A 13,041-nucleotide genomic window follows, 5' to 3' on the forward strand; every position below is an offset into this window, starting at 1 on the left:
AAAAATTGAAACGCAAAGTTACTATATTTTAAAGAATTGATAACGTAATAAAATTATTTGAAAAAAGAGAAAAACCCTTTTTTCTTTTTTTCTGGTGGTTCAGAATTAAAAATTTGTTTGTAAACTGCTGTCCAACCAATAAAACCGCCAATATTTCTATCGTCTATAAACAAGTCTGCATGAATTTTTCTACTATCTTTTGGGTCGTAAATTTCCTCTGGATAACTGTTGTTTATGGCATAAAACTCAATGCCATTTTTTTTACAAAAAGCAACAGCTTCATCTAACCTGGCACCACTTCTATACGTCCAAAGAATTAATCTGTAACCTTCTGACTGTAATTTTTTTAATGTTTCGAAAGCAAAAATAGTTGGTTTGCCTATTTTTGGATAAGCATCTTCTACAATGGTTCCGTCAAAATCTACAGCAATAAGTAGGTTGTTGTTATAGGTCATTTATTTGCTTCTATCATAAGAATGTTTGTAGGGTTTTCCAGAAACTATCTTTAAAATATCTTTTTCTAAAGATTCTCTTGGTCTTTCTACAAATCTTCCTATTTCTTTACCATCTTTATAAAAAATAAAAGTTGGCACTCTAATAATATTGAAACCTTCTTGTAAATTATCTGGTGTTTTTTTACTTCTGTTTACAGTTACTAAGTCAAAATTACTAAGGTTAAAATTTGCTTGATCTAAAAGTTTATAAAAACGTGGTGTTTCTCTTTTAGAATCTCCACACCAAGTGCCCATAAAACCTTTTATGGTAACTCCTTTTAAATTTTCTTCAATTGCAGTAATGGTTGCATCATCTACCTTAAAAGTGTTGTATTTTTGATTGAACCAAGATTCGTAAGGTGCTTGCATAAAAGATTCTTTATTGGCAAAACCAACTAAGTCACCTGAGGCATTTTTTTTAGCAGTAATTTCTTGCTGTACTTTATTTTCAGTAGCTTCTTGTTGTACTTTGCAAGAACTTATTAGTAAAATACTACATAAAATAATTAAAGTATTTTTCATAAAATTTTTTTTAAAGTAAAGAGTGTTGTGTCATTTCTTTAGGTTGTTTTACTCCCATTAAATCTAAAATGGTAGGAGCAATATCGCCCAAGATACCACTTTTTATGGATTTTATTTCTTTGTCAATTAAAATAAAAGGTACAGGATTTGTAGTGTGTGCTGTATGTGGTGAACCATCAGGATTCATCATGGTTTCACAGTTTCCATGGTCTGCAATTAGCAAAGTAGAATATCCGTTTTTCAAACCTGTTTCTATAACATCTTTTGCACAATTATCTACAGCTTCACAAGCTTTGATAGCTGCTTCCATAATTCCTGTATGACCAACCATATCACCATTTGCAAAATTTAAACAAACAAAATCGGCATCTCCTTTTTCTAAATCTTCGCAAAGTGCATCTCTTAATTCGTAGGCACTCATTTCAGGTTTTAGGTCGTAAGTAGCAACTTTTGGTGAGTTTCTTAATATACGAGATTCACCTTCAAAAGGAGTTTCTTGTCCACCAGAAAAGAAAAAAGTTACGTGTGGATATTTTTCAGTTTCTGCAATACGAATTTGTTTTTTACCAGCATTGGCTAAAACTTCTCCAAGTGTATTTTTAATATTATCGCTATTATAAATTACATTAATTCCTTTAAAAGATTCATCGTATAAAGTAATTGTAGTAAAGTATAAATCTAATTTTTTCATTCCATATTCAGGAAAATCATTTTGCGATAACGCATTTGTTAATTCTCTTCCTCTGTCTGTTCTATAATTGAAAAACAAAACAACATCACCATTTTTAATTTGAGTTTTAGGAGTGCCATCTTCATTTGTAACAATAATTGGTTTATGGAATTCGTCTGTTAAACCAGCTTCGTAATTTTTATTGATAGTTGCAATAACATCTGTTGTTTTTTCACCAACTCCATTTACTAAACCATCATAAGCTTCTTTAACACGTTCCCACCTATTATCTCTATCCATTGCGTAATAACGACCAGTTACTGATGCTAATTCACCAGTAGTTTTTTTCATGTATTCTTGTATGTCGTTTATAAAATATGCTCCAGATTTTGGGTCGCAATCACGTCCGTCAGAAAAAGCGTGTACAAAAACATTGTTTACATTGTTTTCTTTGGCAACATCTAACAAGCCTTTTAAATGGTTGATGTGCGAATGAATACCTCCATTAGAAACCAAACCTAATAAATGAACATTTTTATTGTTTTCTTTGGCATATTTAAAGGTATCTAATAATACCTTTTCTTCACCTAATGTTTTTTCTTTTACGGCTTTATTAATTCTAGCTAAGTTTTGATATACAATTCTACCAGCTCCTAAATTCATATGACCAACTTCCGAATTTCCCATTTGACCTTCTGGTAAACCTACATGCTCACCATCTGTTCTTAATTCTGCATGCGGATATTGGTTGTATAAATTATTAATGTAAGGTGTGTTTGCGTTGTAAATTGCGGATACTTTAGGGTCTTGTGTAATTCCCCATCCATCCAAAATCATTAAAATTACTTTCTTGTTCATTTTCTAAAATTGAAAAGTAAAAATAAGAAACATTTTTCGCTTTTAATAACTATTTTACGAAACCGATAGCGTAAAAAATAGCTACTAACAAAATAACTATAATAAGTACTTTTCGTAAGAAAAGAACATTGTTTTCTTTTTGTAATTTTTCTCTGAGTTTTACAATTTCTTCTGGAGTTGCTTTGTTTTTAAAATGCAGTTTGTTTTTATTACTTTTTTTAAAGTCTTTTATTTTTTCGAAAGTAGACACACGTGTTCTCTTATTTGCTTTTAAACTTGCAATCATCGCCGAAACAGAACCTCCAAACCCCATAATAAATCATTAACTATTTATCTATTAGTATTAAAAATGAAATAATTGTTACAAAAATTAATTTTTCGCCTAAAACCAATTGTTTATTTTTCATTCCTTTTTTAAGTAATTGTTATAAAGACAGAAAAACGAACTTTTAGTTATTAAAAAATATTAAATCAATATTTTAATATGTAATTTTGTAAGAATATTATAATTACATGTTATGGATGCTCATTTTGAATTGAACGATGTTACCAAGAAACTTCCCAAACATTTGCACAAGTTTGTGGTACAACAACCTTATGATGAATACACAGCTCAAAATCAAGCTGTTTGGCGTTATGTGATGAGAATGAATGTAGATTATTTGAGTAAAGTAGCTCATGAATCTTACCTAAAAGGACTTTCTAAAACAGGGATTTCCATTGATGAAATTCCACATATGGAAGGCATGAATCGTATTTTAAAAGATATTGGTTGGGCTGCAGTTTCTGTTGATGGTTTTATACCACCAAATGCTTTTATGGAATTTCAAGCCTATAATGTATTGGTAATAGCATCTGATATGAGAACGATTAATCATATTGAATATACTCCAGCACCAGATATTATTCATGAAGCTGCAGGTCATGCACCCATTATTGCGAACCCAGAATATGCAGAGTATTTAAGACGTTTTGGTGAAATTGGTAGTAAGGCAATTTCTTCAGCTAAAGATTATGAAATGTATGAGGCAATTCGTTTATTGTCTATTTTAAAAGAAGATCCAAATTCTACTGAAGAAGAAATTAATAATGCACAAGAAAAGGTAGAGTATTTGCAAGATAATATGGGCGAATTATCAGAAATGGCACAAATACGAAACCTACATTGGTGGACTGTTGAATATGGATTGATAGGAACCTTAGAGCATCCTAAAATTTATGGTGCAGGCTTACTATCTTCTATAGGTGAAAGTGCTTGGTGCATGCAAGATAAAGTAAAAAAAGTACCTTATTCTATAGAGGCTGCAAATACAAATTTTGATATAACAAAACCACAACCACAACTATTTGTAACTCCAGATTTTGCATATTTAAGTTTGGTTTTAGAACAATTCGCAAATAAAATGGCCATTCGAAAAGGTGGTTTAAAAGGAATTCAGAAATTAATAAATTCTTGCAATTTAGGAACGATTGAATTAAGTACAGGAATACAAATTTCAGGTGTTTTCACAAATGTAATTGAAGACGAAAATGGGAAACCGATTTATTTTCAAACAACAGGAAAAACAGCTTTATCAACTAGAGATAAAGAATTGATTGGTCATGGAATTGAAAACCATAAAAATGGGTTTGGAAGTCCTGTTGGCAAATTAAAAGGTATTAATATTGCTATTGAAAACATGAGCCCTAGAGACTTGGAAGCGTATCAAATTTATGAAGGAAAGCGAATTTCTTTAGAATTTGAAGGAGATGTGAAAGTAGAAGGTAATGTAATTACAGGAACAAGAGATTTAAGAGGTAAAATTTTACTAATTTCTTTTGAAAACTGTACTGTTACTCATGGAAAAACTATTCTTTTTAAACCAGAATGGGGTATTTACGATATGGCAGTTGGTAAAGAAGTAGTTTCAGCGTATTCTGGAGCAGCAGATATCAATTCTTTTGAAGATACATCTAAGGTTTCTGAAACGAAAACTCATAAAATTAAATATTCCGAAAATGAGAAGATCTTGTATAATTTATATGATGATGTTCGTAAAATGCGCTCTACAAAAAATACATCTGAAGAAGAACTAAAAGTTATTTTTAATCAATTAAAAACAAATTTTCCTTTAGATTGGTTGCTGAATTTAGAATTATATGAAGTAGCTTTGCAAAATAATTTTGCTGTAAAAACGGAAATATTAAATTATTTGTTGCTTTTGCAAGAAAATAAGGCTTATAAAAAATTAATTGAAAACGGATTGAATTTGTTACACGTAAACGAATTACAATCATAAATTAAAAAAAAATGGGATTGTTTGGAATATTTGGTCAAAAAGATGAATCTGAAAACATTAAAGAGTATTTAGAAAAAGATGCTATAATTTTAGATGTAAGAACACAAGCTGAATGGAATGAAGGTCATATTGATAATGCAAAACATATTGTTTTGAATTTAATTCCTTTAGAAATAGAACAAATAAAATCGTGGAACAAACCAGTAATTACTGTTTGTAGAAGTGGAGGTAGAAGTGGACAAGCAATGCAGTTTTTAGCTCAAAATGGAATAGATGTAATTAATGGAGGTCCTTGGCAAAACGTTGCAAAACATTTAGAGTAATTTAATTTAACGGTAATTACCAAAACCTTTTCTTCGGCGTTTTTGCATTCTGCTATAAATGCTGTAAGATTGTTTTATTTTTCGAATAATAGCTAGAGTACTTCCTAACATAGCACCAACAAACGCACCCATTGTTAAGGCATCAAAATCGTGATTTGTAAGTATGTATTTTGCGTAAAATATTACAACACCAATTCCAATAGACACAAAAAAAACTTGTAATTTAGATTTTGAAAAATGTGCATAAAGTCCACATAAAAATCCTGTAACAATTGATGCAGCAGTAATTTTTGTTAAAAAAAGTTTTGACAACTCATTAGTATTTGTATCAATAACAGATGTAACAAACATACCAACTAAAGCTCCCGAAAAAATACCTATTAAAATTTTTCTGATCATTTTATGCTAATGACTGTGTTTTTTTTAAAGGTACAAAATTAATTATTTAAATTAAGTTTCTTTTTTGAGCCTTCATAACAGCTTCCATTTTACTATGAACTTTTAGTTTTTTGTAAGTGTTTTCAATATGTTTTCTAACGGTAAAAGATGAAGTTTTTACTTTATGTTTTGTTGTTATTTACTTAAGTAATCATTTGATTTTATGAATCTCGCATAGTTTACAACGTTTTTTAAAATTCTATGAAAGGAAAACTTTGAGTTATTTTTTCTTTTTTAGTTTCTAAGTTTTTTAAAAATTGTTGATGTTGATCAGAATTTTCATTAAAAGGTTTGTGAGAAATACCTTTTTGAATTGCTTCAATTTCTTGCATTGTAATTTTTGATGCTTCTGAAAACCAAGTATCTAAAAACTTTTCCCAAATGTAGTCGATAGCTGTTTTATTTGGATGAATCATATCTTCTTTATAAAATCTATAATCTCTTAATTCATCCATCATAATTTCGAAACTTGGAAAATAATGTGTACTATTTCTTGGATTAATAATTTGATGAATACCTGCAATTAAGTGCGACTTGCTCAGTTGATTCTCCGTAAAACCATCTTTTAAGTGCCTAACAGGAGAAACTGTAAAAATGATAGCAGCTTTTTTATTTACAGTTCTTATAAGTGTTATGATTGCATCTAAATTTTCAGAAACTTCACTAACCGTTAATAACTCTTTCAGAAATTTTTTTTGAGGAATTTTATGACAATTTGCAACAATGGTATCTGTTTCAATAAACCTATATACCCAAGAAGTACCAAGTGTAATAACAATATGAGAAGCTGTTGTAAGGTTTTTTTCGCTAGATAATATTATTGAATTTAAGTTTTTTAGAAGCTCATTTTTATCAAGTGTACTTAGGCTTGAATGTGAGTCAAAACAATGCCAACGTTCGTTTTGATAAACTACATCTTCGATAGAATATTCTTTTTTATTGATCACATTTGTAATAAAAGTTTCTATAGCTTTCGGATGAAAAAGAATTCCGAACGGGTTTTTTGTAACTTGAAACTTATAATATGAAAATTTATTTCCAATATTTTCTGAAAAACACGAGCCTAACAATAAAACGTTAGCGCTGTAATCTATTTCATTTCTGGTTTCTTTTTGTATTGGAATTTTGGTTTGTAAATTCATTTTATTAAAAAATACTTTTAGTAGTGGAAATTAAAAAGGTTAAAATTATAGCCGAAAGAATAAATTTTAAAAAACCTTTCAAGAAATATTTTATTGAATTTTTAAATTCAATTTTGTCTTTTTTATAATCTAGATAATAAAGATATAAAATTAATAATGGCACTACTACAAAACCTAAAATAATATAAATTTTGAAGTTCATTTTTTAATACTTCAAAATTTTCTTGGTCTTAGAAACTCCATTAGATTGGTAATGCACAAAATAATTTCCTTTAGGTAAGTCTTGTAAATTTACATTTATAGTATGCTGTATAGAACTATATTTTTTGTTGGTTATATTTTTTACAATAGCACCAATTGTATTGTATAATGTAATTTTTACATTTTCATTGTTCCCAAAAAACTTAATGTTTATTGTATTAAATGTTGGGTTTGGATATACTGTAATTTCTAAAGTATCTTTTAAAATATTGTCTACAGAAAGTGCTGCAGAACAACCTGATTTAAAAAGCGGTAAAGCATCAAAATCATTAAATAAAGCTGCAGTTGCATCTGTTTTAGAACCACCTAACCAATCTGTTAAAAGTGTGCTATAAATGTTTCTAAAATCGTATTGCATTTGTACGCCTTCTTTTTCATCTATTTGCGTATCTATTTCAGGTGTATCTCCTAAAATTTGGTTTTTAACACACGAACCGAATAAAAATAGAGGAGCTGCTGTACCATGGTCTGTACCTAACCCGCCATTAGATCTAATTCTTCTTCCGAATTCGGAATACGTCATTCCCATTACTTTTTTATCAATACCTAATAGTTTTAAATCGTCTTGAAATGCTGAAATTGCATCAGACAATTCCTCTAGTAAACTACCATGTCTTCCAGTTTTTCTGTCACCATCAATAATTTGATTATCATGTGTGTCAAAACCACCTAATTGTACAATATATACTTTTGTTTTAAGTCCGCCAGAAATTAATCTAGCTACATTTTTTAGTTTTCCAGCTAATTTATTGTTATTGCTTGTGGTATATTTATCTGATAAATTTTTACCTAATTCAGATGCATTTTTAACTACATCAGCATACGCATTTGTTTGCTTTACAGTATTATTTACAAAATTTAATGCATCTCCATAACAATTGTTAGGTATCACACCAGTATTTGCGGCAAAAGCAGTTCCTGGATTTTCGGGATCTGCTAAAGCCATAGAAAAGTTTGAATTTGGACCTTGACAAGTTTCTGAAACTATTTTACCAACAGTAATGGCAAAAGGATCTTTATTTTCTGTATTTGGATAGTTTTCTGGAAATTCTGAGTGATTTTGATTGAAAAAACGACCCAACCATCCTGTAGAAATATATTCTTCTGATGCTGAGGCAGAATTCCAAATATCTGTAGATCTAAAATGGCTTCTATTTTGGTTTGGATATCCAACATTTTGAATAATTGCCAAACTTTCTTGATCATATAAATTTTTCATGCCCATCATAGAAGGATGAAAACTGGTTACATCATCAATAGAGAGTAGCTCATTTTCTGGTATAATTATATTAGAACGTACACTTTGTAAATTGCTGTATTGATTTTTATCAAAAACGGTATTTAAACCATCATTACCACCTTGTAACTGTATTAAAACAAGAATGTTTTCGTTATTTTCTAAAAAACTATATTCTTTTGGTTTTTCATTGGCAAATACAGAAAACCCGTTAAAGGCAATAGGTAAAGAAGCTGCAGCAATACTGCTTAGTTTTATAAAATCTCTTCTATTTAATTTTTGTGTCTTCTTCATTATTACATTATTTGAAATTCAGACATTTGTACCATAGTTCCAATTAAATCTCTCAGCTTTTTATCTACAGAGATTCTTAAAGCAATATCATTAGGGTTTGCTAAGTAATCTGTATATTCTACAGTCCACTCAAAATCAGGTAAACCAGGAATTAAAATATCTTTTAAAGCATCTAATTGCTCTTGTGAAATTCCGTAATTAAATAATTGATCTGCTAATGTTGTTATTAAAGTATTTGGGTTTTCTGCTCCAGTAATTTCTGCTGTAAGTTGTAAAACAGGCACCAAAGGTGGTATTGTATATTTTTTCTCATCTATAGTAATTTGCCCTCCAGTAACTAAGGTTTTACAGTATGCCAATCTTTTTGGTAATAAGTAACTATTTACCCACGTTTTGTAAAATAATGGTTCTTGGTAATAGGCTTTCCAACCAGCAACATCTGGATGATGATATATAGATTGCTCTAAATCTGTAGCCATTAAATACAACACGTATGCAAATTCGTACTCGTCTTTTACGGAAGTTTTTGGTGCTGTTAATAACAAAGATTTTGTTGCAGAAAATATTAAATCAATAGGACTTTTAATCATACAAAAAGTACTTTCAAAAAAATGATCTGAACTTAGTAAAACTTTTAGAGCTGGTACAATTTCGTAATCATTTTCTCTTATAATTTTTGCTAAAGGAAGAATAATATGTGTTTCTATTTCTAAGGTTATTTCTGCATTTACAAACCATTTATATAATTGTCTTGTAATAAATTTCGAACATTCTTCTTGTTGAAAAATAACATCTATAACATCTTTATATTCATTTTCTCCATTTTCTGAAATAATGGCATTATTAAACCTGTGTGATAAGAATTTATCTCCTTTTGTATGCCTATTATTGGTGAAATATGGTACTAAAGCATCTGTATTGTTTAAGCCTCTAACACGCCAACCTGTTAAAACTTTCGCTATTTCAACAACATCTTTTTCTGTATAGTTTGTATAATCTCCATTACCAACAGCATCTCCTTTTCCGATTGTAAAAAGCTCTAAAAGTTCTCTAGAATAGTTTTCATTAGGTGCTGTATTAGAATTTTGATTGCCACTTAAATATAACAACATATTGGTATCTAAAGTTACCTTTTTTACCAACTCTTTAAAATTTTTTAAAGCATTTTCTCTTAAAAGGTGCATGTAAAAAAACTCTCTGTGTGGGTTTGTGTTTTCGCATACAAAATGGTTATGCCAAAATAAAGTTAGTTTTTCTTGTATAGATATTTCTGCATTTTGCATTTGCAGAAAAGACCAAGCGTAAGAAGAGTTGTTTCTTGCTCTGTAAATTCTGGTTCTTTCTCTACTAGTATCTACTTGAGGATATGCTGGCGCTATAACCCAAGTTTCACCATACTTAGCATCAGGATCTATAATTTCATTATTTCCTGTGCCATCTAAAAAGTATTTTAAAGGAAAGTTGGTAACAGGTTTTTCTTCAAAAAGTTTGCTAATAGTTGCGTTTAAACCTAAAGAAACAGCATTTGTAACCAAAGCATTTGTAGCTCCAAAAGAAGTTCTACTTAAGAGATGTTTTGCTTCTTTATTGGAAAAAGCACCAGAATATGCGTCTAAATATGCCATAAAGTGTTAGTTTTTAAATTGATAAAAACTAATTGATGCTATCAAATTTAACTTAATAAATTAATATATCAAATGTTTATTTTATAGCTTTTAGACTTTTAAGTATGCATTAGGTTTAATTTTATATCAAATAATCTTTTGCTCTTTCTAGAACTTTTGGAATTCCTCCAGGATTTTTACCACCAGCTGTTGCAAAAAAGTTTTGACCACCACCACCACCATGAATAAGTTTTCCTAATTCTCTTACTACTTTTCCTGCATCATAACCACGCTCATTTGCCAGTTCTTTAGAAATATAACAAGTTAAAATTGCTTTCTCTTTAGAAGGAGCTGTTGCGAAAAGTAAAAATAAATTTTTGTGTTCTTTTCCAATTTCAAAAGCTAAATTTTTAATTCCGTTTGCATCTAAATCTACTTTTGTTGCTAAAAATTGAACACCATTAATTTCTTGAAGTTTATTTTTTATTTCTCCTGATAAGTTTTGTGCTTTTTCTTTTAAAAGTTGTTGAATTTGCTTTTGTAATTCTGCATTTTCATCTTGTAATTTTTGAACTGCCTTTACAGGTTCTTTTGCATTGTTTAAAAGGTCTTTAATTTCAAATAAAGTTCTATTATTATCAAAATAAAAATCTTTAACAGCATCATTTGTAATGGCTTCAATTCTTCTAATACCAGCAGCTACTGCGCCTTCTGACTTAATTTTGAAATGCCAAATATCACCTGTATTTTTTACGTGTGTTCCTCCACAAAGTTCAACAGATTTCCCAAACTTTATAGCACGAACAGTATCTCCATATTTTTCACCAAATAAAGCTAATGCACCTTCATCAATTGCTTGTTGCATTGGTATGTTTCTTTTTTCAACTAATGGTAATTTACCTTCTATTCTTGCATTTACAAAATCTTCTACATCACGCAATTCATCTACAGTTAATTTAGAAAAATGAGAGAAATCAAAACGTAAGTATTTAGAGTGAACAGCAGAACCTTTTTGCTCTACATGAGTTCCTAAAACTTCTCTTAGAGCTTGGTGTAGTAAGTGTGTTGCTGTGTGATTGCATTCTGTTCTATAACGTTGTTTTTTATCTACCACTGCCTTAAAACTTTCGTTTAAATGTTTTGGAAGATTTTTGGTAAAGTGAATAATTACATTGTTTTCTTTTTTAGTATCTAAAATATAAACAACATCACCATGAACATCTTCTAAGTAACCTTTGTCACCAACTTGTCCACCACCTTCTGGATAAAATGGAGTTAAATTGAATACTAATTGATACATTTCTCCATCTTTTTTGGAGGTTACTTTTCTGTACCTTGTTAACTTTACATTAGCTTCTAAAGAATCGTAGCCAATGAATTCTTCTACAGAATCTTCTGCAATAATAGTCCAATCACCTGTAGAACTTTCACTTGCAGATCTAGACCTGTTTTTTTGTTTCTGCAACTCTTCATTAAAACCTTTTTCATCTAAAGTATATCCTTTTTCGGAAAGTATTAAGGCAGTTAAATCGATAGGAAAACCATAAGTATCGTACAATTCAAAAGCTTTTTCTCCAGAGATTTCTTTTGTTTTTGAGGTTGAGATAATGGTTTCTAGTAAAATTAAACCTTTGTCTAAGGTTTTTAAGAAAGAAGTTTCTTCTTCTCTAATTACATTTTCAATAAGTTGTTTTTGGGCTTTTAATTCTGGAAAAGCAGCTCCCATTTTTTTACTTAAAACATCAACAAGTCTATAAATAAATGGTTCTTTTTTTTCTAAGAATGTAAATCCATAACGAATGGCCCTTCTTAAAATTCTACGAATTACATAACCAGCACCAGTGTTGCTTGGTAATTGTCCATCAGCAATAGAAAATGCAACAGCTCTAACGTGGTCTGATATTACACGAGTTGCAATATCTTGCTTTTTGTTTTTACCATATGTTGTGTTTGTTATAGTGCCAATTTCACTAATAATTGGTTTAAAAACATCTGTATCGTAATTAGATTGTACGTTTTGTAACACCATACATAAACGCTCAAAACCCATTCCAGTATCAATATGTTTGTTTGGTAATTCTTCTAATTCACCTGAAGCTTTACGGTTGAATTGCATAAAAACCAAGTTCCAAATTTCTACTACTTGTGGATGATCTTCATTAATTAAAGTTCGTCCGTCTACTTTTGCTTTTTCTTCTGCAGAACGAATATCAACATGAATTTCCGAACAAGGTCCACAAGGTCCTTGATCGCCCATTTCCCAAAAGTTATCTTTTTTATTTCCTTTTAAAATACGGTCTTCAGCAATAAATTGTTTCCAAATATCATATGCTTCTGTATCCATTTTTAAATTATCTGCATCATCACTTCCTTCAAAAACGGTTACATATAAAATATCTTTGTTAATTTTATAAACTTCGGTTAACAATTCCCAAGCCCAAGCAATGGCTTCTTTTTTAAAATAATCACCAAAAGACCAATTACCTAACATTTCAAATAAGGTATGATGATAGGTGTCGTAACCAACTTCTTCTAAATCGTTATGTTTTCCAGATACTCGTAAACATTTTTGAGAATCAGAAATTCTATTATTTTTTGGAGTACCATTCCCTAAAAAATATTCTTTAAAAGGTGCCATTCCAGAATTTACAAATAGTAAAGTAGGATCATCTTTAGTAACCATTGGTGCAGAAGGCACAATTAAATGATTTTTTTCTTTAAAAAAGTTTAAAAAGGTAGCACGAATATCTTGAGATTTCATAAAAAAAGAAGTTTCCTCCAATAATTTAAGAGGTAAGTTTTGTTAATATTTTTTTAAAACAACTATCTAAAAAAAGCAGTTGTAAAACATTTTGTAAATTAGCGAGTTATTTAATTCGAAAATATTTAAAACTGAATTTAAAAACAAAAATAGTACAT

General features: G+C 29.6%; 12 protein-coding genes. 2 read left to right on the forward strand and 10 right to left on the reverse strand.

Features of this window, described 5'->3' with window-relative positions; all coding sequences use genetic code 11:
• Window positions 1-53: 53 nt before the first annotated feature.
• From FDT66_RS09410 to FDT66_RS09425, 4 genes are read right to left on the reverse strand one after another with little or no spacing between them, the layout of a single operon-like run.
• A complete protein-coding gene (locus tag FDT66_RS09410) occupies window positions 54-455 on the reverse strand; it encodes a BT0820 family HAD-type phosphatase (RefSeq protein WP_138535920.1) in 402 nt (133 codons plus the stop codon).
• On the reverse strand, window positions 456-1,016 hold the full coding sequence (locus FDT66_RS09415; protein WP_138535921.1) for a thioredoxin family protein: 561 nt from the start codon (window positions 1,014-1,016) through the stop codon (window positions 456-458).
• Window positions 1,017-1,026: 10 nt separating this feature from the next.
• On the reverse strand, window positions 1,027-2,544 hold the full coding sequence (gpmI, locus tag FDT66_RS09420; protein ID WP_138535922.1) for a 2,3-bisphosphoglycerate-independent phosphoglycerate mutase: 1,518 nt from the start codon (window positions 2,542-2,544) through the stop codon (window positions 1,027-1,029).
• Window positions 2,545-2,593: 49 nt separating this feature from the next.
• A complete protein-coding gene (locus FDT66_RS09425; RefSeq protein WP_138535923.1) occupies window positions 2,594-2,857 on the reverse strand; it encodes a hypothetical protein in 264 nt (87 codons plus the stop codon).
• Window positions 2,858-3,062: 205 nt separating this feature from the next.
• Here FDT66_RS09425 and FDT66_RS09430 point away from each other — a divergent pair, with 205 nt between their 5' ends.
• Both FDT66_RS09430 and FDT66_RS09435 read left to right on the forward strand, forming a co-directional pair.
• The gene (locus FDT66_RS09430) at window positions 3,063-4,823 is read left to right on the forward strand and encodes an aromatic amino acid hydroxylase (protein ID WP_138535924.1); all 1,761 of its coding nucleotides are present in this window, start codon (window positions 3,063-3,065) and stop codon (window positions 4,821-4,823) included.
• 11 nt (window positions 4,824-4,834) lie between these two features.
• Entirely contained in the window at window positions 4,835-5,146 is a 312-nt protein-coding gene (locus tag FDT66_RS09435; RefSeq protein ID WP_138535925.1) for a rhodanese-like domain-containing protein, read from the forward strand.
• A gap of 6 nt (window positions 5,147-5,152) precedes the next feature.
• On the opposite strand, the gene FDT66_RS09440 is transcribed toward FDT66_RS09435, so the two are convergent.
• The 6 genes from FDT66_RS09440 to alaS form a co-directional block, all read right to left on the reverse strand.
• On the reverse strand, window positions 5,153-5,545 hold the full coding sequence (locus FDT66_RS09440) for a hypothetical protein (protein WP_138535926.1): 393 nt from the start codon (window positions 5,543-5,545) through the stop codon (window positions 5,153-5,155).
• Window positions 5,546-5,591: 46 nt separating this feature from the next.
• Window positions 5,592-5,723 carry a LuxR C-terminal-related transcriptional regulator gene (locus FDT66_RS14240; RefSeq protein WP_262709565.1) on the reverse strand — a complete coding sequence of 44 codons (132 nt, stop codon included), beginning with the start codon at window positions 5,721-5,723 and terminating at the stop codon, window positions 5,592-5,594.
• A 52-nt stretch (window positions 5,724-5,775) separates the two neighbouring features.
• On the reverse strand, window positions 5,776-6,726 hold the full coding sequence (locus FDT66_RS09450; protein WP_138535927.1) for a GSCFA domain-containing protein: 951 nt from the start codon (window positions 6,724-6,726) through the stop codon (window positions 5,776-5,778).
• A gap of 205 nt (window positions 6,727-6,931) precedes the next feature.
• Window positions 6,932-8,518, reverse strand: coding sequence for a DUF1501 domain-containing protein (locus FDT66_RS09455; protein WP_138535928.1), 1,587 nt, complete (start codon window positions 8,516-8,518; stop codon window positions 6,932-6,934).
• A 2-nt stretch (window positions 8,519-8,520) separates the two neighbouring features.
• Window positions 8,521-10,143, reverse strand: a complete 1,623-nt coding sequence (locus FDT66_RS09460; RefSeq protein WP_138535929.1) for a DUF1800 domain-containing protein — start codon at window positions 10,141-10,143, stop codon at window positions 8,521-8,523.
• Window positions 10,144-10,264: 121 nt separating this feature from the next.
• The gene (alaS, locus tag FDT66_RS09465; protein ID WP_138535930.1) at window positions 10,265-12,883 is read right to left on the reverse strand and encodes an alanine--tRNA ligase; all 2,619 of its coding nucleotides are present in this window, start codon (window positions 12,881-12,883) and stop codon (window positions 10,265-10,267) included.
• Window positions 12,884-13,041 lie beyond the last annotated feature (158 nt).

Source organism: Polaribacter aestuariivivens, from assembly GCF_005885675.1.
GTDB lineage: Bacteria > Bacteroidota > Bacteroidia > Flavobacteriales > Flavobacteriaceae > Polaribacter > Polaribacter aestuariivivens.

What these genes read in the sequence shown, in the direction of transcription:
- FDT66_RS09435 (WP_138535925.1), top strand. Translation starts at nt 4,835, where the DNA reads ATGGGATTGTTTGGAATATTTGGTCAAAAAGATGAATCTGAAAACATT.
- alaS (WP_138535930.1), bottom strand. Translation starts at nt 12,883, where the DNA reads ATGAAATCTCAAGATATTCGTGCTACCTTTTTAAACTTTTTTAAAGAA.
- FDT66_RS09425 (WP_138535923.1), bottom strand. Translation starts at nt 2,857, where the DNA reads ATGGGGTTTGGAGGTTCTGTTTCGGCGATGATTGCAAGTTTAAAAGCA.
- FDT66_RS09410 (WP_138535920.1), bottom strand. Translation starts at nt 455, where the DNA reads ATGACCTATAACAACAACCTACTTATTGCTGTAGATTTTGACGGAACC.
- FDT66_RS09430 (WP_138535924.1), top strand. Translation starts at nt 3,063, where the DNA reads ATGGATGCTCATTTTGAATTGAACGATGTTACCAAGAAACTTCCCAAA.
- FDT66_RS09415 (WP_138535921.1), bottom strand. Translation starts at nt 1,016, where the DNA reads ATGAAAAATACTTTAATTATTTTATGTAGTATTTTACTAATAAGTTCT.
- FDT66_RS09455 (WP_138535928.1), bottom strand. Translation starts at nt 8,518, where the DNA reads ATGAAGAAGACACAAAAATTAAATAGAAGAGATTTTATAAAACTAAGC.
- gpmI (WP_138535922.1), bottom strand. Translation starts at nt 2,544, where the DNA reads ATGAACAAGAAAGTAATTTTAATGATTTTGGATGGATGGGGAATTACA.
- FDT66_RS09440 (WP_138535926.1), bottom strand. Translation starts at nt 5,545, where the DNA reads ATGATCAGAAAAATTTTAATAGGTATTTTTTCGGGAGCTTTAGTTGGT.
- FDT66_RS09450 (WP_138535927.1), bottom strand. Translation starts at nt 6,726, where the DNA reads ATGAATTTACAAACCAAAATTCCAATACAAAAAGAAACCAGAAATGAA.
- FDT66_RS09460 (WP_138535929.1), bottom strand. Translation starts at nt 10,143, where the DNA reads ATGGCATATTTAGACGCATATTCTGGTGCTTTTTCCAATAAAGAAGCA.